Origin of the sequence: Pseudochrobactrum lubricantis (assembly GCF_041929865.1) — a bacterium.
In the GTDB taxonomy this organism is placed as follows: Bacteria; Pseudomonadota; Alphaproteobacteria; order Rhizobiales; family Rhizobiaceae; genus Pseudochrobactrum; species Pseudochrobactrum saccharolyticum.
In genome coordinates, this window is the sequence record NZ_JBHEEE010000013.1 from 22834 (window position 1) to 40907 (window position 18074).

The following is an 18074-nucleotide window of genomic DNA, read 5'->3' on the forward strand; positions in this document are numbered from 1 at the left end:
CGTCCCGCCATGAACGGGGCCGCCATGACCGCATCACATCAGAAACCCGAGACGATTGCGCGTGGTGCGCGGATGCTGCGCACCGCGCTCGGTACATCGATTGCCCGGTTTCTGGAAGATCCAGCTGTGGTCGAGGTGATGCTGAATCCCGATGGCCGCATCTGGGTGGATCGGCTCTCCGAAGGGCTGGCCGATACGGGGGAGAGGCTGTCGGCTGCCGATGGCGAGCGGATCGTCAGGCTGGTCGCCCATCATGTCGGCGCCGAGGTTCATGCCCGCAATCCGCGTGTGTCGGCTGAACTGCCCGAGACCGGAGAGCGCTTCGAAGGGTTGCTGCCGCCTGTCGTCACGGCGCCGACCTTTGCCATCCGCAAGCCTGCCGTCGCGGTGTTCACGCTCGACGACTATGTAAACGCCGGGATCATGACCAGTGCTCAGGCCGAGGTGCTGCGCCTGAACGTCGCCACGCGCGCCAATATCCTTGTCGCGGGCGGCACCTCGACCGGAAAAACCACGCTGACCAACGCGCTGCTGGCAGAAGTCGCCAAGACTTCGGACCGCGTCGTGATCATTGAAGACACGCGCGAACTGCAATGCGCCGCGCCCAATCTGGTCGCGATGCGCACCAAAGATGGCGTGGCGACGCTCTCCGATCTGGTGCGTTCGTCGCTACGCCTGCGCCCGGATCGCATCCCGGTCGGCGAGGTGCGCGGGTCCGAAGCTCTCGACCTCCTTAAAGCCTGGGGCACCGGCCATCCGGGCGGGATCGGCACCATCCATGCCGGTTCCGGCATTGGCGCGCTGCGACGCCTCGAACAGCTCATCCAGGAAGCCGTCATCACCGTCCCGCGCGCCCTGATTGCCGAGACAATCGACCTCGTCGCCGTTCTTGCCGGACGCGGCTCTTCCCGCCGGCTGGTCGAACTCGCCCGCGTCGATGGGCTGGGGCCGGACGGCGATTACGCCATCACGCATCCCATCACTTTGGCAACCACCCCGAAAGGAAACCCTTCATGATCCGCACGATTTCACGCGGCTGCCGCATCATGGCAACCGCCGCTGCCACTGTTTCCATCAGTCTGATGCTGGCGCCTGCCGCACACGCCTCCGGCTCCTCCATGCCCTGGGAGGCACCGCTTCAGTCGATCCTCCAGTCGATCGAGGGTCCTGTCGCCAAGATCATCGCCGTCATCGTCATCATCGCCACCGGCCTGGCGCTGGCCTTTGGCGATACCTCCGGCGGCTTCCGCCGCCTGATTCAGATCGTCTTCGGCCTGTCCATCGCTTTCGCCGCGTCGAGCTTCTTCCTGTCGTTCTTCTCGTTCGGCGGCGGGGCGCTCATCTGATGGCGGGCGGGTTTGAACAGCTCGATACGGTGCCGGGCTTCTCCATCCCGGTTCACCGGGCGCTGACCGAGCATATCCTGCTCGGCGGCGCACCGCGTTCGATTGCCATTGTCAACGGCACGCTGGCCGGCGCCGTCGGCCTCGGCCTCCGTCTCTGGCTGGTTGGCATCGCCATCTGGGCAGTCGGTCATTTCCTCGCGGTATGGGCTGCCAAACGCGATCCGCTCTTCGTCGAGGTCGGGCGCAGGCATCTGCGCATCCCCGGTCATCTGTCGGTGTGAGGGCGCGGCCATGATGAACCTCACCGAATATCGCCGTACCGCCACCCGCCTCGCGGATTTCCTGCCCTGGGCCGCGCTGGTTGGCTCGGGCGTCGTACTGAACAAGGACGGCAGTTTCCAGAGGACTGCGAAGTTTCGCGGGCCGGATCTGGATTCCGCTGTTGCCGCCGAACTGGTCGCGGTCGCCGGGCGTATCAACAACGCCGTGCGCCGCCTCGGCTCCGGCTGGTCGATCTTTGTTGAGGCACAACGAAGCGAAGCCGCGACCTATCCCGGCAGCCAATTTCCTGATCCGGCCTCCGCTCTGGTCGATGCCGAGCGCAAAGCTGCCTTCGAGGAAGCGGGCACGCATTTCGTGTCAGGCTACTTCCTGACCTTCCTCTGGCTGCCACCCGCCGAAGATGCGGCTCGCGCCGAGACCTGGCTCTACGAGGGGCGCGAACAATCCGGCGTTAATCCCTGGGAACTGATGCGCGGCTTTGTCGACCGCACCGACCGCGTGCTGGCGCTACTCGACGGCTTCATGCCTGAATGCCACTGGATCGATAATGCCGGCACGCTGACCTATCTCCATTCCACGATATCCACGAACCGCCATCGCGTGCGCGTGCCCGAGGTGCCGATGCACCTCGACGCGCTGCTGGCCGATCAGCCGCTGACCGGCGGGCTGGAGCCACGCCTGGGCTTGTCGCATCTGCGCATCCTGACGATCACAGGCTTTCCGACTGCGACGACGCCCGGTCTGCTCGACGAGATGAACCGGCTAGCTTTTCCCTATCGCTGGTCCACCCGCGCGATCCTGATGGACAAGACCGACGCAACGAAGTTGCTGACCAGGATCAGGCGGCAATGGTTCGCCAAGCGCAAGAGCATCGCCGCGATCCTGAAAGAGGTGATGACCAACGAGCAATCTGCGCTCGTGGACACCGATGCGTCGAACAAGGCGCTCGATGCCGACATGGCCTTGCAGGAACTTGGGGCCGACATGACAGGCATGGCCTACGTCACGGCGACCGTTACCGTCTGGGATGCCGATCCGCGGATCGCCGACGAGAAGCTGCGGCTGGTCGAAAAGATCATTCAGGGCCGCGATTTCACGGCCATGCCCGAAACGGTCAATGCCGTCGATGCCTGGCTCGGCTCGATCCCCGGACATGCCTATGCCAATGTCCGGCAGCCGCCGGTCTCGACGCTTAACCTTGCCCACATGATCCCGCTATCGGCCGTGTGGGCGGGGCCGGAACGGAACGAACATCTCGGAGCGCCCCCCTTGCTTTACGGCAAGACCGAGGGTTCGACACCGTTCCGGCTTTCCCTTCATGTCGGCGACGTCGGCCATACGCTTGTCGTCGGCCCGACCGGCGCGGGCAAGTCCGTGCTGCTGGCGCTGATGGCGCTGCAATTTCGCCGCTATGATCGCAGCCAGATATTCGCCTTCGATTTCGGGGGATCGATCCGGGCATCTGCGCTCGCTATGGGCGGCGACTGGCACGATCTGGGCGGTGGGCTGACCGAAGGGGATGAGGCGTCCGTTTCCCTGCAACCGCTGGCGCGGATCGATGACGCCTATGAGCGGTCCTGGGCCGCCGACTGGATCGCCGCGATCCTGATGCGCGAGGGCGTGACCATCACGCCGGAGGTGAAGGAACACATCTGGACGGCGCTGACATCGCTGGCATCCGCCCCGGCGGGGGAACGGACCATTACCGGCCTTGCCGTGCTGCTGCAATCCAACGATCTGAAACAAGCGTTGCGCCCTTACTGCATTGGCGGCGCCTATGGCCGGTTGCTCGACGCCGAGGCCGAACATCTCGGATCAGCCGATGTACAGGCCTTCGAGATCGAGGGACTGGTCGGCGCTGGCGCAGCGCCTGCCGTCCTGTCCTATCTGTTTCATCGGATCGGCGACCGCCTCGACGGGCGGCCAACCCTGCTCATCATCGACGAAGGCTGGCTGGTGCTCGATGATGAGGGGTTCGCCAATCAGCTCCGCGAATGGCTGAAGACGCTCAGGAAGAAGAACGCTTCCGTCATTTTTGCCACGCAATCACTTTCCGACATCGATGGCAGCAATATCGCGCCCGCCATCATCGAAAGCTGCCCTACGCGGCTGCTTCTTCCGAATGAACGCGCCATCGAGCCGCAGATCACGGCAATCTACCGCCGCTTCGGCCTCAATGACCGGCAAATCGAGATCCTCGCGCGGGCCACGCCCAAGCGGGACTACTACTGCCAATCGCGGCGCGGCAATCGCCTGTTCGAGCTTGGCCTTAGCGAAGTCGGTCTCGCGCTCTGCGCCGCATCATCCAAATCCGATCAGAGCCGTATCGCCGAACTCGTCGCCGAGCATGGGCAGGACGGTTTTCTCGCGGCCTGGCTGCGCGATCGCGGCGTCGAATGGGCCGTCGATCTGATCCCGAACCTCACCAATCTTGTCGAACGGACAGAGCCCGCTCGGCCGGTCGCGCCAGATCAAATCCATCCAGATGACAGCCAAGAAAAGGAGACCCTGCCATGATCCGTATCCCCGTTTCCCGATATGTCAGTGCATCCGTGCTGGCGCTGACGCTCGCCATGCCTGTTGCACTGTCGCCCATGCTGACAAGCCCCGCTCACGCTTTTGGCTTCGGCCGCATCGTCTATGATCCGACCAACTATGCGCAGAACCTTCTGACTGCCGCACGCACGCTGGAGCAGATCAACCACCAGATCACCTCGCTTCAGAATGAAGCGCAGATGCTCATCAATCAGGCGAAGAATCTCGCCAATCTGCCATATTCCTCGCTCCAGACTTTGCAGCAAAATGTCCAGCGCACGCAGCAGCTTCTGGCCCAGGCGCAGAACATTGCCTTCGACGTGCAGAACGTCGATCAAATGTTCCACCAGAAATACGGCAAGGTTTCGCTGTCCGCGACCGACGCCCAGCTCGTCGCCGATGCGCGGTCCCGTTGGCAGAATACGGTCGGCGGCTTGCAGGACGCCATGCGCGTGCAGGCCGGTGTCGTTGGCAATATCGACACCAATCGCGCTGAAATGTCCGCCCTTGTCGGGCAGAGCCAGAACGCCACCGGCGCGTTGCAGGCGACACAGGCGGGCAATCAGCTTCTCGCGCTCCAGTCGCAGCAGCTTTCCGACCTGATCGCGCTGATGTCCGCCAATGGTCGCTCCGAAGCCCTGATCGAAGCCGAGCGTGCCACCGCCGCCGAACAAGGCCGCATCCAGCGCGAGCGCTTTCTGACGCCGGGATCGGGCTATCAGCCCGGCAATGCCCGGATGTTCGGCAACGGCAACAACTGACCGGACAGGAGGGGCGCGACATGGACGGCAAGATGCTGGCCCGGCTGGGCGCGATCATATTCGTGGCCATCGCCATCACCGCGACGGTGATCGAAATGACACGCGAGGACGAACCAGCCCAGCCCCGTCCGGCCCCGGCGCTTCAGGCGCCTGCCGATCCACTGCGCCAGAGCCTGCGCCACTGCCAGCAACTTGGCGAGGCAGCCGTGAACGATCCCGACTGCCTCGCCATCTGGGCCGAGAACCGCGACCGGTTCCTCGGCCGGACGCCGGTGCCCGCCGCCCCGCATCAGAACGGGGGGCAGTGAACCATGGGCGGCACCGGCGTCATCGACAATTTCCTGGGCGTCTTCACCAGCTATATCGACAGCGGCTTCGGCCTGCTCGGTGGCGAGGTCGCCTTCATCGCCACCACGCTAATCGTCATCGACGTGACGCTGGCCGCACTCTTCTGGTCCTGGGGTACGGATGACGACATCATCGCACGCCTCGTCAAGAAGACGCTTTTTGTCGGTGTCTTCGCATACCTGATCGGCAACTGGAACAATCTCGCCCAGATCATCTTCGACAGCTTCGCTGGTCTTGGCCTGAAAGGTTCGGGCACTAGCTTTTCCGCCGCCGATCTGCTGCGGCCCGGCAAGGTGGCGCAGACTGGCCTCGATGCCGGTCGCCCGCTGCTCGAATCCATCTCGGACATGATGGGTTATTGGTCGTTTTTCGAGAACTTCATCCAGATCGCTTGCCTGATGTTCGCCTGGGCGCTGGTACTGCTGGCCTTCTTCATTCTCGCCGTGCAGCTCTTCGTCACGCTGATCGAGTTCAAGCTGACCACGCTGGCGGGCTTTGTCCTTATTCCCTTCGGCCTCTTCGGCAAGACCGCCTTCATGGCCGAGCGCGTTCTTGGCAATGTCGTCTCCTCCGGCATCAAGGTGCTGGTGCTCGCCGTCATCATCGGCATCGGCTCGACATTGTTCTCGCAGTTTACGGCCGGTTTCGGCGGCGTGACGCCGACCATCGACGACGCCATGGCGATCGTGCTGGCCGCACTTTCCCTTCTCGGCCTCGGCATCTTCGGTCCCGGCATCGCTTCCGGTCTGGTTTCTGGCGGCCCGCAGCTTGGCGCAGGTGCAGCAGTTGGAACCGGCCTTGCCGCTGGCGGCATGATGCTTGCCGGCGGCGCTGCTGCAGGCATGGCCGCGAAGGGAGGGGCAGCGGCGCTGTCGGGTGGAGCTGCGGCTGTTCGTGGCGGTGCTGCTGCGGCAGGGGCGGCGAGCGCCGCCTATAGTGTCGGATCGCTCGGCCAGTCAGGCGCTGCCGGTGTTGCCTCCGGCCTCGGCGGTGTTGCCCGCGCGGCAGGCTCCGCCGCCGCATCGCCTCTGAAACGGACGGCCTCGAAAGCAGCGGAAAGCGTCAAATCCAGCTTCTCCGATGGCGCGCGCGCCGGGCTCGGCGTCACCGGTGGATCGTCCTCGCAGGGAACCATTGGCGGTGCGAGCGTGGCCGACGCTGCCGGACCCGCCTCCGCGGGCGGCCCGCCTGCATGGGCGCAGCAGATGCACCGCCGCCAGGCGCTCAATCACGGCACGACCATGGCCGCCCATGCCGTCCGCTCCGGTGACAGCCACGGCGGCGGCTCTTCCGTCAACATCTCCGAAAGTGACCGCTCATGAACATCTTCAGACGTCCAGCGACCCATTACGGCAAATCGCCCGAACCCGAGACGCCTTACCAGAAAGCCGCACAAGTCTGGGACGAGCGCATCGGCTCGGCTCGCGTGCAGGCCAAGAACTGGCGCTATATGGCCTTCGGCTCGCTGATCCTCTCGGCAGGCTTCGCTGCCGCGCTCGTTCTGCAATCGGCGCGAGGGACCGTCGTGCCCTGGGTGGTGCAGGTCGATAATCTCGGCCAAGCCCAGACCGTCGCCGCAGCCACGGCCGATTACCGTCCGACCGATCCGCAGATCGCCTTCCATCTTGGCCGCTTCATCGAGCAGACGCGCTCGATCCCGGCGGACGCCATCATCGTGCGCCAGAACTGGCTGCGCGCCTATGAGTTCACCACGGATAGGGGGGCGGCCGCGCTCAACGATTACGCCCGCGCCAATGATCCGTTCACCCGTGTTGGCCGCCAGCAGATCGCAGTCGAGGTTTCCAGCGTCATCCGCGCCTCAAACGACAGCTTCCGAGTCGCCTGGACCGAGCGCCACTACGAGAACGGGCAGCTTTCCACGACCGAGCGCTGGACCGCGATCCTGACCATTGTGATCCAGACTCCGCGCGATGCCGAGCGTCTGCGCGCCAATCCGCTCGGCATCTACGTCAATGCAATTTCATGGTCGCGGGAGATGAGCCAATGACCATCGCGTCTTCCCGCAATTCCGCCTTGCCGGTTTTCGGTAAACCCGCCTTTGCAGCTTTGTTGCTTTCGGTCACCATGCTGGCAGGCTGCGCCACCAACAAGACGCCGCAGTTCAGCTATGATGCCGATGTGCCGGCGTTGCCCGTCGTGCCGACCGCTGTCACCGATCACCGACCTCGGCCGCTTCACACGCCGCCGGCCTGGACGGTCGCACGCGGCGGCACTGCTGCCGGAACACCGGCAGGCCGCGTCGAGAACGCCAATGCCGCCGCCCGCGTCGAGCCGCGCCGCGAGGGTTACTATAACGCCATCCAGATCTATCCCTGGTCGGAAGGCGCGCTCTATCAGGTCTATACAGCACCAGGACAGATCACCAATATCGCGCTGGAGCCGGGCGAAAGCCTGACCGGCGCGGGACCGATCGCGGCGGGAGACACCGCCCGCTGGATCATTGGCGATACTGAGAGCGGGAGCGGTACGTCGCGCCGGGTCCATATTCTCGTCAAACCATCCCGATCCGACATCTCAACCAATCTCGTGGTGTCGACCGATCGGCGCACCTACATGATCGAGCTGCGCGCTCGTGAGGCGCTCTACATGCCGTCCATATCCTGGTCTTATCCGGCGCTGCCTGCCGGTCAGCGCCAGACCGTTCCGGCAGCACCCATCATCCCGGTCGAGGCGGCGCGCAACTATCGTTACGGCCTGACTGGAGATACGCCACCATGGCGGCCGATTTCCGTCTTCGATGATGGCCGCCGTGTCTATGTCGTTTTCCCGCGCGGCATCGTGCAGGGAGAGATGCCACCGATTTTCGTCATCGGTTCCGAGGGCGAGACCCAGATCGTCAATTCCCGCGTTCACCAGAACATCTTGATCGTTGATCGGCTGTTCGGAGCGGCTGAGCTGCGTCTTGGTAGCGGCAAGCAGCAGCAGACGGTCAGGATCGTTCGCATCGAGCAAAGGCAAGCTGCCCAGCCCGCCAAAACCGGGGAGCAACCGTCATGAGTGAAGAGGCTACCACCAACCCAATGCCGATGCGTCTGCATGCCGAGCCGCCGCGCGTCACGCGCCTGTCGCGCAAGATGCTGGCCGGTGCCGGGGCTGTTGCGCTCCTCGGCATCGGCGGGGCGCTGATCTATGCGCTCCAGACGCGCGACATGAGCGGAAACGGTGAAGAACTCTATTCGACCGAGAATCGCGCCACGGCAGATGGACTGGCGGGTCTGCCGAAGGATTATACCGGGCCGGTCCTGGGGCCGGCATTGCCGGGCGATCTCGGTGGCCCGATCCTCGACGCCCAGAACCGGGGTCAGCCCGTCACGCCGCCCGCCATGGCGACGCCTGCGCGCGATCCTGCCGAAGAGCGCCGTCTGGCCGAAGAAGAAGCTGCGCGTCTCAGTACCGTGTTCTTCCAGTCCGGGCCAAGAGTGGCGACGACGCCTGGCTCCAATATGCCGGGCCTTGCTGGCCTTGACCTTGGTGGCCAGCCCGCAACACAGGACCGTCACACGGCATTTCTGAATGGGCCGGTGGAACGGCAGACCGTTGCCATGGATCGGATCATGGCGCCAGCCTCGCCCTACATCCTTCAGGCAGGGGCCGTAATCCCAGCGGCGATGATTACCGGCATCCGCTCGGACCTTCCCGGCCAGATCACCGCGCAGGTCACGGAAAATGTCTATGACAGCCCGACCGGCAGTCTGCTCCTGATCCCGCAGGGAACGCGAATCATCGGTCAGTATGACGCCGGTGTGCAATTCGGTCAGCGCCGCGTGCTGCTGGTCTGGAACCGCCTGATCCTGCCCAACGGCCGCTCCATCGTGCTGGAGCGCCAGCCCGGTGCGGACGCTTCCGGCTATGCCGGGCTGGAAGATGGCGTTGATTACCACTGGTGGGATCTGATGAAAGCGGCGGGGCTGTCCACGCTGCTCGGCATCGGCACGGAACTGGCGACCGACGACGAGGATCGTCTGATCCGCGCCATCCGCGACGGAGCGCAGGATACCATCAATCAGGCCGGGCAACAGATCGTCCAGCGCCAGTTGCAGGTCGCGCCGACCCTGACGATCCGGCCGGGCTACCCGGTCAGGGTCATCGTTACCCGCGATCTCGTACTCGAACCTTACAGGAACTGACCATGACGAAGCTGAAACTCGGCCCCCTCATCGAAGACAAGCCCGTGAAGGTGACGGTGGAACTGCCGGGGCCGCTGCACCGCGATCTTGCCGCCTATGCCGAAGTGCTGGCTCGCGAAACCGGCCAGCCCGCTGCCGATCCTGTCAGGCTGATTGTGCCGATGCTGGAGCGGTTCATTGCGACAGATCGGGGCTTTGCCAGCGCCCGAAGATCTCGCTCATGAGGTGCCGCGCGTGCCATTGCGCGTCGCGGCGATGATTTCCATCAACGTATCGACGGCCTCTCGTGTCGCGTCCCATTTGGCGGGCTGATCCATTTCCCGGTTCTGAAGGGTGAGGCTTACCGCACCATGTACCGTTGACCAGAACATGAAGCTGTAGCGACTCAGATCCATGCCGCGCAAAAAACCTTCCTCCGGAGAGCAGCGAAGCCCCGTCAGAAACAGATTGAATATCTGGCTCCCGGTTTCGCTCGACCACGGGTCATCGCTGACCCCGAGCTTCGGCGGCGGTGTGAACATCAGCCGATATAGCGTGGGGTTTTCCAGGGCAAAGCGGACATAGGCATAGCTGCCATCACGCAAATAGCCGAATGGATTGCCGCGCATCTGTTCGAAGATGGCCAGCTTTTCCCTGTATAGCCGGTTGAACCCTTCTTCCCGAACGGCGCGCATCAAGGCGCTTTTGTTGCGGAAATGGCCGTAAAGCGCTGGTGCTGTGCAACCGATGGCATGCGCGACCGCAGTCAACGGTACGTCGAGGTCGCCACGCTCTGACAGCAGCCGGATCGTTTCGTCGATCGCACGACGAGCAATATCAAGTTCTTGCTCTTTCCGGGGACGGGCCATTCCGATGCCTGTTGCAACTTGTCGTGAAAACTAAACGACATTTACTTTTTTCGTTGACGGGACGGAAGTCAAGAAGCAGCATTCGGTAACTGAACGTCGTTTAGTTTGAGGATGTGCGGAGAGCTGATGAACGCACACAGATCGATTTTCGCGTTGATGATGGCGGGGTGCCCGTCAGAAGCCGAACGCTGTTTCGGATGATGCACCATGGCTGTGATCGGGAACAATCAGACCTCGCCTGATGATAGCCTCACAAACGTCGTTGAGGGGAAACCCGGTACATCTGCGGTCCGGCTGAACCAGTTGCGATATTTTGTTGCCGCCGTCGACTATGGGAGTTTTCGCAAGGCTGCTGCCGCGCTTTCTGTGCAGGAATCCTCCATCAGCCGGCGAATTCGTGATCTCGAAGATGAACTCGGGGCGTCGCTTTTCATGCGTCATGCTGGCGGGGTGCGGTTGACCGTTGCCGGGCGAGAATTCCTGCGCAACGCTCGCCATGCTCTTCGCCAGATCGACATTGGGGTGACCAAGGTGGCGGCGGTTGGCCGGGCAGAGCAAGGTCTGATCAAGGTGGGGATATTCTCGTCCCTTGCGTCAGGATTTCTGTTCGATCTGTTGCATGCCTTCGGCACGCGCCACCCGAACGTGCAGGTCGACCTTATTGATGGCAATCCGCCCGAGCACGTCGCGGCTGTCCGGAAACTTTGTCTGGACGTCGCATTTATCACGGGAACCGCGGCATGGGATGGCTGTGAGGCGGAGCATTTATGGTGCGAGAAGGTTTTCGTGGTGCTGCCCGATAACCACCCTTTGGCGGGCAAGCCGGAACTTGGATGGGTCGATTTGGCTTCGGAGCGGTTCATCGTGAGCGACGTTGCGCCGGGACAGGAGATTCACGACTACCTGGTCGCTCACCTTGCCGGTCTCGGCCGCCAGCTCGATATTCAGTCTCAGCAGGTCGGTCGCGACAACATCCTATCTCTGGTCGCTCTCGGTCGCGGCCTCACTCTGACGAGCGAAGCAACAACCGTCGCCCAGTTTCCTGGGATCACCTACCGGGAACTTGCGGACGAGGTGCTGCCGTTCAGCATGGTCTGGTCCGCGCAAAACGACAATCCGGCGTCTCGGCGGTTGTTGAGCCTGGCACGATCGCTGACAGGGCTGGCCCGGCGAAAATAGGGTTTGACGGCACTGTACGATCACGTCTGAGCATTGGCTGCAATCGGCATCGACCGTGTTGGTATCGAAGATGCCGTGGCCTTGCCCACGTCCAGGCTGACCGACTTCGATAGCGCTTTTGCCTCGCCGTGTTTGTGCACGGTGACACGGTGCGCATCCGGCCTTCCTCGGGCTTGACAGTTTGAGGTTTGTTAGAATAGAAAATATACGGACATCACAAGGTGTCCCATATAGTTTTTATCCTTTCAAGTGCGGCGGGACGAGCAATGCTGAAATGGGGTGTCGAGAGGCGGTTGGAGTTCATCGAATTCCGCCTGTTCTGGGAGGGGGGTGTCAATCGCTCTGACCTGATCGATACGTTTGGCGTCTCCGTTCCGCAGGCGTCAAAGGACTTGACCCATTATCAGGAGCGTGCGCCGCAGAATGCGGTCTATGACAAAAGCGCTCGCCGCTACGTAGCCGGCCCGGAATTTCAGCCGGTGTTTCTAGACCCGGACCCGGACGCCTATCTCATGCGGCTCCGATCGATGGCGGAAGGTTTCGCCGACGCGGGGGCGAATTGGCTCGCTGCCCCGCCTGACATGGATATCGCTCTGACTTTGCGCCGTAAGGTCGATACCGAAGTTCTGCGTTCAGTTCTGGCGGCAGTGCGGGAGGAAAGATCGCTGGACCTTCACTACCAATCCATGAACCGCGATCGGCCCGATCCGGCATGGCGGCGTATTACCCCGCATGCCTTCGGCTTTGATGGTCTGCGCTGGCATGTGCGGGCCTGGTGCCATGAGACGGAGCGCTTCAAGGATTTCCTGCTCTCGCGTGTCCTTGGATTCGGCGAGTTCGGCGAGCCTGGTGCTGCTGCGGCACAGGACCGGCTGTGGCAGGAAACCTTCGATATCACCCTTGTGCCGCATCCTGATCTGTCGGTCGGTCAGCAGGCGGTGGTCGCAAAGGATTACAACATGGCGGACGGGCGCGCTGTGCTGACAGTTCGCTACGCCATGCTGCTCTATGTGCTCAAGCGGCTAGGACTCCTTGATGGGGCTAGGCTGCGTGATCCCCGGACCCAGCATATCGTTGCGGCTGACGAAGACGAGATTGCCGCCGCCCTTGAGCGTGCGCAGCATGAGTTCGATGAGGCTGACACAGCAAGCGGGGCGGTACCTAAATGATGGTGGCCGCAGCGAAATATCGGATGTCCTTTGGCGTGGGCGGGCTGATGCTCAATGAGAGCATCGTGATTGCTCAAGCTTATCAACCCGGTGAGAACTGGGCATCTGCTCGTGAGCGTTTGCTGGCCCAGGGCGTGTCATCCTTACCCAAACTGGCCTCGCAAACCCGCGCGCTTCGTGAAGTATACGACCGGATAGGCCATCTCTCCGATGCCGAACGTCATTACCTGTCGGTAGAGGCTGACCGCGCCGAGCAGCAGGCGATGATGTGGCTGGCGGTCTGCCGGACCTATCGTTTTGTCCACGAATTCGCAGTCGAGGTGATCAGCGAACGCTACCAATCATGGCGGCTCGACCTGGGCCATGAGGTTTTTGACCGCTTTCTCGCGGAGAAGGCTGAAAGCGATCCCGGCCTCGCCGCTCTTTCAGCTTCAACCTGCGCGAAATTGCGTCAGGTCCTGTTTCGGATATTGCGTGAAGCTGGTTTGTTAAGTGTCGAAGGTAGAATTCAGCCGGTTTGGTTGTCGGGGCGCATGAAGCGGCTGATTGAGGAGAGTAATCCGGCGGACTTGCGGGTCTTTCCCGGAAATGGGGGGTAATTGTGGGCACGAAAACTGATCGGCGCGCCCGCGCCGAGCACCTATTCAGGGTAGTTTCCAGCGATCGGTTCTTGCAAAAGCAAGGGCTGGGAAACGAGGTTCCCTTTTTTATCTGCGCTTTTGATGCCGAAGACGGACTGAGCCTAGGCGAGGATCGCGAGGATCTGATCGCCCGGCTGAGCCACGCCGGTGTGCGCGTACTTGATATTGATCTCTATGACCTTTCGATCAGGATCCTCGAAGACCGGGGTATCTTCGAGCAGATCCTTGAGGTTGAAGCCGAAACGGAAAAGGCGGAGCTCAAGGAACTGTTGCAGGGGGTTCTGGACCCGCAGGCACACCTCATTCCAGAGATTGCGCGGCACATCGAAGAAGTCCCGCACGACGTGATCTTCCTGTCAGGCGTAGGCGAGGTTTACCCCTACCTGCGGTCGCACAACGTACTCAACAACCTGCAAAGCACCGCGAAAGATCGCCCGACGGTCATGTTCTTTCCGGGAAAATACACGCACGCGTTGGCGACAGGAGCGTCGCTGGAATTGTTCGGCCTGCTCCATGACGACAAATACTACCGCGCGTTCAATATCATGAATTACGAGGTCTGACCGATGGCTACTTTTCTGCGTGATATCTTTGCCAAGCCGGTCGACCGTTCGATCGATGGGGTGATCAAGGCTGACGACAAGGCCAGCCTCCTGACCGAGCTTGATGAATATGTCATCACCAACGAGATCGGCGCCCGGCTGGAGCAATTCCTCGACGCCTACAACAATTACGATACCGCGAACGGCGTGTGGATTTCGGGCTTCTTCGGATCAGGTAAGTCTCACCTGCTGAAGATGCTCGCCCTTCTGCTGGAGAACGACGAGGTCGAGGGGCAGCGCGCCGTCGAAATCTTTGAGCGAAAGCTCGCAGGCAATCCGATGCTGGCGGGGGCTTTGCGCAAGGCAGTGTCGATTCCATCCCGGTCGGTCTTGTTCAATATCGACCAGAAGGCGGATGTGATCTCGAAGACGGATGTCGATGCGCTTCTGGCCGTCTTCCAGAAGGTCTTTGACGAGATGTGCGGCTACTATGGCAAGCTCCCGCATATCGCGCAGTTCGAGCGTGATCTCGACAGTCGCGGCAAGCTCGATGCCTTCAAGGCGGCCTTTGCGCAATCTTCCGGAAAGCCTTGGGAGCGCGGGCGCGAACAGGCTCTGATGGAAGGCAAGCACATTGCCGCCGCCTTTGCCGAGGTCACGGGCGATGAGGTCAAGGATATTCTTGGCCAGTATCGTAAGGATACGAAGGTTTCGATCGAGGATTTCGCCAATATGGTGAAGTCGTGGATCGATGCGCAGGGGCCGAAGTTCCGGCTGAATTTCTTCGTCGATGAGGTGGGGCAGTATATCGCCGACAACGTCAAGCTCATGACGAACCTGCAAACCATTGCCGAAAGCCTGAACACGAAGTGCAAGGGGCAGGCCTGGATTGTCGTCACCGCCCAGCAGGACATGGGTTCGGTCATCGGGGATCTGACGGCGCAGCAAGAAAATGACTTCTCGAAAATCCAGGCGCGCTTTGCCAACCGGATGCCGCTGAACTCTCAGGATGTGGCCGAAGTCATCCAGCGCCGTCTGCTGGCCAAGACCGAGGCTGGTCAGATCACCCTTGGCAATCTTTATGATGCTGAGGAAAACAACCTGCGCACTTTGTTCGATTTCGGCGATAATTCTTTCAAGTTCAGGAACTTCTCCGGAAAAGACCAGTTCGTCGCGAGCTACCCGTTCCCGAACTACCAGTATGACCTGTTCCAGCGCGCGATCATGGGCCTCTCGCAGCATAACGCGTTTGAGGGTAAGCACAGCTCGGTCGGCGAACGCTCTATGCTGGGGGTGTTTCAGGAGGTGGCCAAAAAGCTGGCCGACACGCCGGTTGGGGGGCTGGCGACCTTTGACCTGATGTTTGAGGGGATTCGCACCGCCCTGAAATCATCGGTTCAGCAGTCAATCCAACTGGCTGAAAAGAACCTTGGCGATGATTTTGCCGTGCGGGTGCTGAAGGTGTTGTTCCTTGTCAAATACGTCAAGGAATTCAAACCGACTGCCCGCAACATATCGATCCTCCTGTTGTCCCGGTTCGAGGCGGACCAGACCGAGCAGCGCCGCAATATCGAGGAGGCCTTGTCGCTTCTGGAGCGTCAGACGCTGATCCAGCGCAACGGCGAGGTCTATGAATTCCTCACCAATGAGGAAAAGGACGTCGAGGCCGAGATCAAGGCAATCGCCGTCGATCCCGCCGAGATAGAACGGCAGCTAGATGAACTGGCGTTCGGCGCGATCCTCCGTCACGGCAAGATCAAGCATGCTGGCACGGGTGTGGACTATGCTTTTACCCGCAAGCTCGACGGGCACAGCCTGAACCGGGAGCATGAGCTGTCGGTGAACATCATCTCACCCTTCAGCGACGATTCCGACGCGCCGGATGTGGTTCGTTCGAACAGCATGGCAAGCGATGAGATGATTGTCCTGCTCGGGCGTGATGTGCGCTTTACGCGCGATCTCGTCCTCTGGCTTCAGACCGTAAAATTTGCGCGTCAGGTCACCAGCGGGGATGCCCAACCCGGTCGTGATCGTATCATTGCGGAAAAGCGTGACCAGAATACGCGGCGCGAAAAGGAACTGGTGCAGCGGCTGCGCGGCCTTATCGCGGATGCTCGGCTCTTCGTGCGCGGTGCCGAGCTGGAGATCGGTGGCGAAGATCCGCAGGATCGGCTGGTCAAAGGTTTCCAGGTCCTGGTCGACAAGGTCTATACCAGCCTGCCTGTCCTGCGCGGTGCCACTTACACCGAAGCAGATCTTGGACGAGCCGGACGCGTTGATGGCGGGCTTTTTGGCGGCGAAGGCAGCGGTCTGACCGAAGCCGAGCAGGACGTGCTGAATCATGCTCAGGCTCAGATGCGCCTTGGGACGCGGGTCTCGGTCAAAGCTTTGGTCGAGAAGTTCGGAGCCAAACCTTATGGCTGGCCCGCCATCGCGGTTCTCTGCCTGACCGCGAGCCTTGTCGCGCGCGGCAAGCTTGAGGCTCGGGCCGACAGTGCTTTGCTGGAAGGGGATGCGCTGGTGCAGGGGCTGCGCAACAGCCATGCCCTTGGCAACATTCTGCTTTCCCCGCAGATCGAGTTCACTGCTGCCCAGATCCGCAAATCGCGCGAACTGTTTCAGGCACTGTTCGATCTGCCCGCCTCTGGAAATGACGCGCGCAGCCTTGGGTCGGAGTGGCAGGCCCAGTTGCGCAAGCTGACTAGCGAACTGGAGGGTCTTGGCCGGCAGTCGACCGGCTACCCCTTTATTGCAGCTCTCGATCCTCTGCGGACTCTGCTCGACAGCATGCGTGATCAGTCGGCGACTTGGTTCATTACCGGCCCGGTTGGGCAGGAAGATCAGCTGCTGGATGCCAAGGAGGATATCCTCGACAAGATCCGTAGCTTCATGTCCGGACCGCAGAAGGGCATCTATGACGAGGTGCGCGCTTTCCTGACGGCGCAGGATCAGAACGTCACCTTTGCCGAGGATTCTGCCGCCGATGCGCTGCGTCAGGCGCTAGCCGATCCGCAGTGCTTCAAGGGCACCGCGATTCAGGAACTGAAGGCGGATTTCTACGCCCTGAAGGAACGCATCGAACAAACGGTTTTGGCCGAGCGCAACGCCGTCATCGCCGCGATTGAAGGAGTGGCCGAGAAAACCACCCAGACCTCGGAATTCCGTGCGCTACCGCCAGAGCAGCAGACGCGTATTCGGGATGAGCTTGCCGCGCAGAAATCCGCCGTGGCCTCGCAAACCCTGATCCCGGCCTTGCGCCATCGGGCGACCGAGGTGCGTTCCAACCTTCTGGCCGATACGCTGACCCGGGTCGCCGAACTGACGCCTGCACCAGCACCGGTTCCCGCGCCTCAGCCCGCACCTTCCGGTGGCGTGGCCGAAGCTCAGCCAGCGCCGTACGTACCGCCGACACCGGCAAAGCCGCAATATATCAAGGCGCAGTCGATCACCGTCTCCTTCGCGAAAACCTATCTCGAAGATGAGGACGATGTGACCCGCTACCTCGATGAGATGAAAAAGACCCTGCTGGCCGAGATCGGCGCGGGCAAGAAAGTGATTGTCTGATGGATACCAACGCCCTGAAGAAATTTGCGCAAAGCGCGCGCAACCTGCTGATCGATCAGGTCACTGCCCGGCTGGACATGGTGCTGGCCGAAGGCGCAGCGGCTCGCCGCGAGCATCCCAAAGCGATTGCGAAGCTGGAGGTCGCCGCCAACAGCAACCGCGCCCAGGTGATCGAGCATGCGGCCTATACATGGTTCAACCGCTTCACCGCGTTGCGCTTCATGGATGTCACGGGCCTGACCAACCCGCGCGTGGTGTCGCCCGCAGACGGCGCTACCCGGCCCGAGATTCTGGCCGAGGCGATGGCTGGTAACCTGCCGGATCGCGCCCGGCCAGAGATCGCCGAATATCTGAACGGCACCCGCCCCGCCCATGATGGGCAGGCGGAGGCCTATCGACTGCTGCTGATCCATGCCTGCAACGAATGGCACGGCGCGATGCCCTATATGTTCGAGCGCGCCGATATGCTCGACCGGGCCGAGGATTATACCGAACTACTGATACCCGACGATCTTCTGTCGCCGGACAGTATCCTTGCCCGCCTGCGCGAGGTGATGACCGAAGATGCCTGTCAGGATGTTGAGATCATCGGCTGGCTGTACCAGTTCTTTATCAGCGAGAAGAAGGATCAGGTTGTTGATTGTCACTGAGAACTGACCCAGTTTGGGCAGATATTTCCATTTAGAATTGACCCATGTTTGAACTTTCCCT

Annotated in this window: 18 protein-coding genes; 17 read left to right on the forward strand and 1 reads right to left on the reverse strand. The window is 61.6% G+C overall.

Features of this window, described 5'->3' with window-relative positions:
• Positions 1 to 24 precede the first annotated feature (24 nt).
• The 11 genes from trbB to JNC80_RS18260 are packed head-to-tail and all read left to right on the forward strand — an operon-like array spanning position 25 to position 9644.
• Positions 25 to 1017 (forward strand): P-type conjugative transfer ATPase TrbB, encoded by a 993-nt coding sequence (trbB, locus tag JNC80_RS18210; RefSeq protein WP_035746328.1) that lies wholly within the window; start codon positions 25 to 27, stop codon positions 1015 to 1017.
• The gene (locus JNC80_RS18215) at positions 1014 to 1346 is read left to right on the forward strand and encodes a TrbC/VirB2 family type IV secretion system protein (protein ID WP_009450539.1); all 333 of its coding nucleotides are present in this window, start codon (positions 1014 to 1016) and stop codon (positions 1344 to 1346) included. The genes trbB and JNC80_RS18215 overlap by 4 nt, the downstream gene beginning before the upstream one ends.
• Complete coding sequence (locus JNC80_RS18220; protein WP_110780670.1) at positions 1346 to 1627, forward strand: VirB3 family type IV secretion system protein; 282 nt, start codon at positions 1346 to 1348, stop codon at positions 1625 to 1627. Before JNC80_RS18215 ends, JNC80_RS18220 begins: the two co-directional genes overlap by 1 nt.
• Before the next feature lie 10 nt (positions 1628 to 1637).
• Entirely contained in the window at positions 1638 to 4145 is a 2508-nt protein-coding gene (trbE, locus tag JNC80_RS18225; protein WP_376711173.1) for a conjugal transfer protein TrbE, read from the forward strand.
• A complete protein-coding gene (gene trbJ, locus JNC80_RS18230) occupies positions 4142 to 4924 on the forward strand; it encodes a P-type conjugative transfer protein TrbJ (protein ID WP_376711174.1) in 783 nt (260 codons plus the stop codon). Before trbE ends, trbJ begins: the two co-directional genes overlap by 4 nt.
• Positions 4925 to 4944: 20 nt before the next feature.
• On the forward strand, positions 4945 to 5232 hold the full coding sequence (trbK-alt, locus tag JNC80_RS18235; RefSeq protein WP_038148836.1) for a putative entry exclusion protein TrbK-alt: 288 nt from the start codon (positions 4945 to 4947) through the stop codon (positions 5230 to 5232).
• 3 nt (positions 5233 to 5235) lie between these two features.
• Positions 5236 to 6594: a P-type conjugative transfer protein TrbL gene (gene trbL / locus JNC80_RS18240; protein ID WP_376711175.1), complete on the forward strand. Its 1359-nt coding sequence runs from the start codon at positions 5236 to 5238 to the stop codon at positions 6592 to 6594.
• Positions 6591 to 7280: a conjugal transfer protein TrbF gene (gene trbF, locus JNC80_RS18245; protein WP_020818572.1), complete on the forward strand. Its 690-nt coding sequence runs from the start codon at positions 6591 to 6593 to the stop codon at positions 7278 to 7280. Before trbL ends, trbF begins: the two co-directional genes overlap by 4 nt.
• Positions 7277 to 8290: a P-type conjugative transfer protein TrbG gene (gene trbG, locus JNC80_RS18250; RefSeq protein ID WP_376711176.1), complete on the forward strand. Its 1014-nt coding sequence runs from the start codon at positions 7277 to 7279 to the stop codon at positions 8288 to 8290. Before trbF ends, trbG begins: the two co-directional genes overlap by 4 nt.
• 29 nt (positions 8291 to 8319) lie before the next feature.
• On the forward strand, positions 8320 to 9420 hold the full coding sequence (locus JNC80_RS18255) for a TraB/TrbI/VirB10 family type IV secretion system protein (RefSeq protein ID WP_445482813.1): 1101 nt from the start codon (positions 8320 to 8322) through the stop codon (positions 9418 to 9420).
• A gap of 2 nt (positions 9421 to 9422) precedes the next feature.
• Complete coding sequence (locus tag JNC80_RS18260; protein WP_038148826.1) at positions 9423 to 9644, forward strand: DUF2274 domain-containing protein; 222 nt, start codon at positions 9423 to 9425, stop codon at positions 9642 to 9644.
• On the opposite strand, the gene JNC80_RS18265 is transcribed toward JNC80_RS18260, so the two are convergent.
• Entirely contained in the window at positions 9639 to 10268 is a 630-nt protein-coding gene (locus tag JNC80_RS18265; RefSeq protein ID WP_376711178.1) for a TetR/AcrR family transcriptional regulator, read from the reverse strand. The two genes, JNC80_RS18260 and JNC80_RS18265, sit on opposite strands and share 6 nt — an antisense overlap.
• A gap of 207 nt (positions 10269 to 10475) precedes the next feature.
• Here JNC80_RS18265 and JNC80_RS18270 point away from each other — a divergent pair, with 207 nt between their 5' ends.
• The 6 genes from JNC80_RS18270 to JNC80_RS18295 all read left to right on the forward strand — a co-directional run bounded on the left by JNC80_RS18270 (position 10476) and on the right by JNC80_RS18295 (position 18013).
• Entirely contained in the window at positions 10476 to 11447 is a 972-nt protein-coding gene (locus tag JNC80_RS18270; protein ID WP_376711179.1) for a LysR family transcriptional regulator, read from the forward strand.
• Positions 11448 to 11713: 266 nt separating this feature from the next.
• Positions 11714 to 12616 (forward strand): BrxR family helix-turn-helix transcriptional regulator, encoded by a 903-nt coding sequence (locus JNC80_RS18275; RefSeq protein ID WP_376711180.1) that lies wholly within the window; start codon positions 11714 to 11716, stop codon positions 12614 to 12616.
• On the forward strand, positions 12613 to 13215 hold the full coding sequence (locus JNC80_RS18280) for a DUF1819 family protein (protein WP_376711181.1): 603 nt from the start codon (positions 12613 to 12615) through the stop codon (positions 13213 to 13215). Before JNC80_RS18275 ends, JNC80_RS18280 begins: the two co-directional genes overlap by 4 nt.
• 2 nt (positions 13216 to 13217) lie before the next feature.
• A complete protein-coding gene (locus JNC80_RS18285) occupies positions 13218 to 13820 on the forward strand; it encodes a DUF1788 domain-containing protein (RefSeq protein WP_029547487.1) in 603 nt (200 codons plus the stop codon).
• Positions 13821 to 13823: 3 nt separating this feature from the next.
• A complete protein-coding gene (brxC, locus tag JNC80_RS18290; RefSeq protein ID WP_376711182.1) occupies positions 13824 to 17363 on the forward strand; it encodes a BREX system P-loop protein BrxC in 3540 nt (1179 codons plus the stop codon).
• The gene (locus JNC80_RS18295; RefSeq protein ID WP_376711183.1) at positions 17363 to 18013 is read left to right on the forward strand and encodes a hypothetical protein; all 651 of its coding nucleotides are present in this window, start codon (positions 17363 to 17365) and stop codon (positions 18011 to 18013) included. The genes brxC and JNC80_RS18295 overlap by 1 nt, the downstream gene beginning before the upstream one ends.
• Positions 18014 to 18074: the final 61 nt, after the last annotated feature.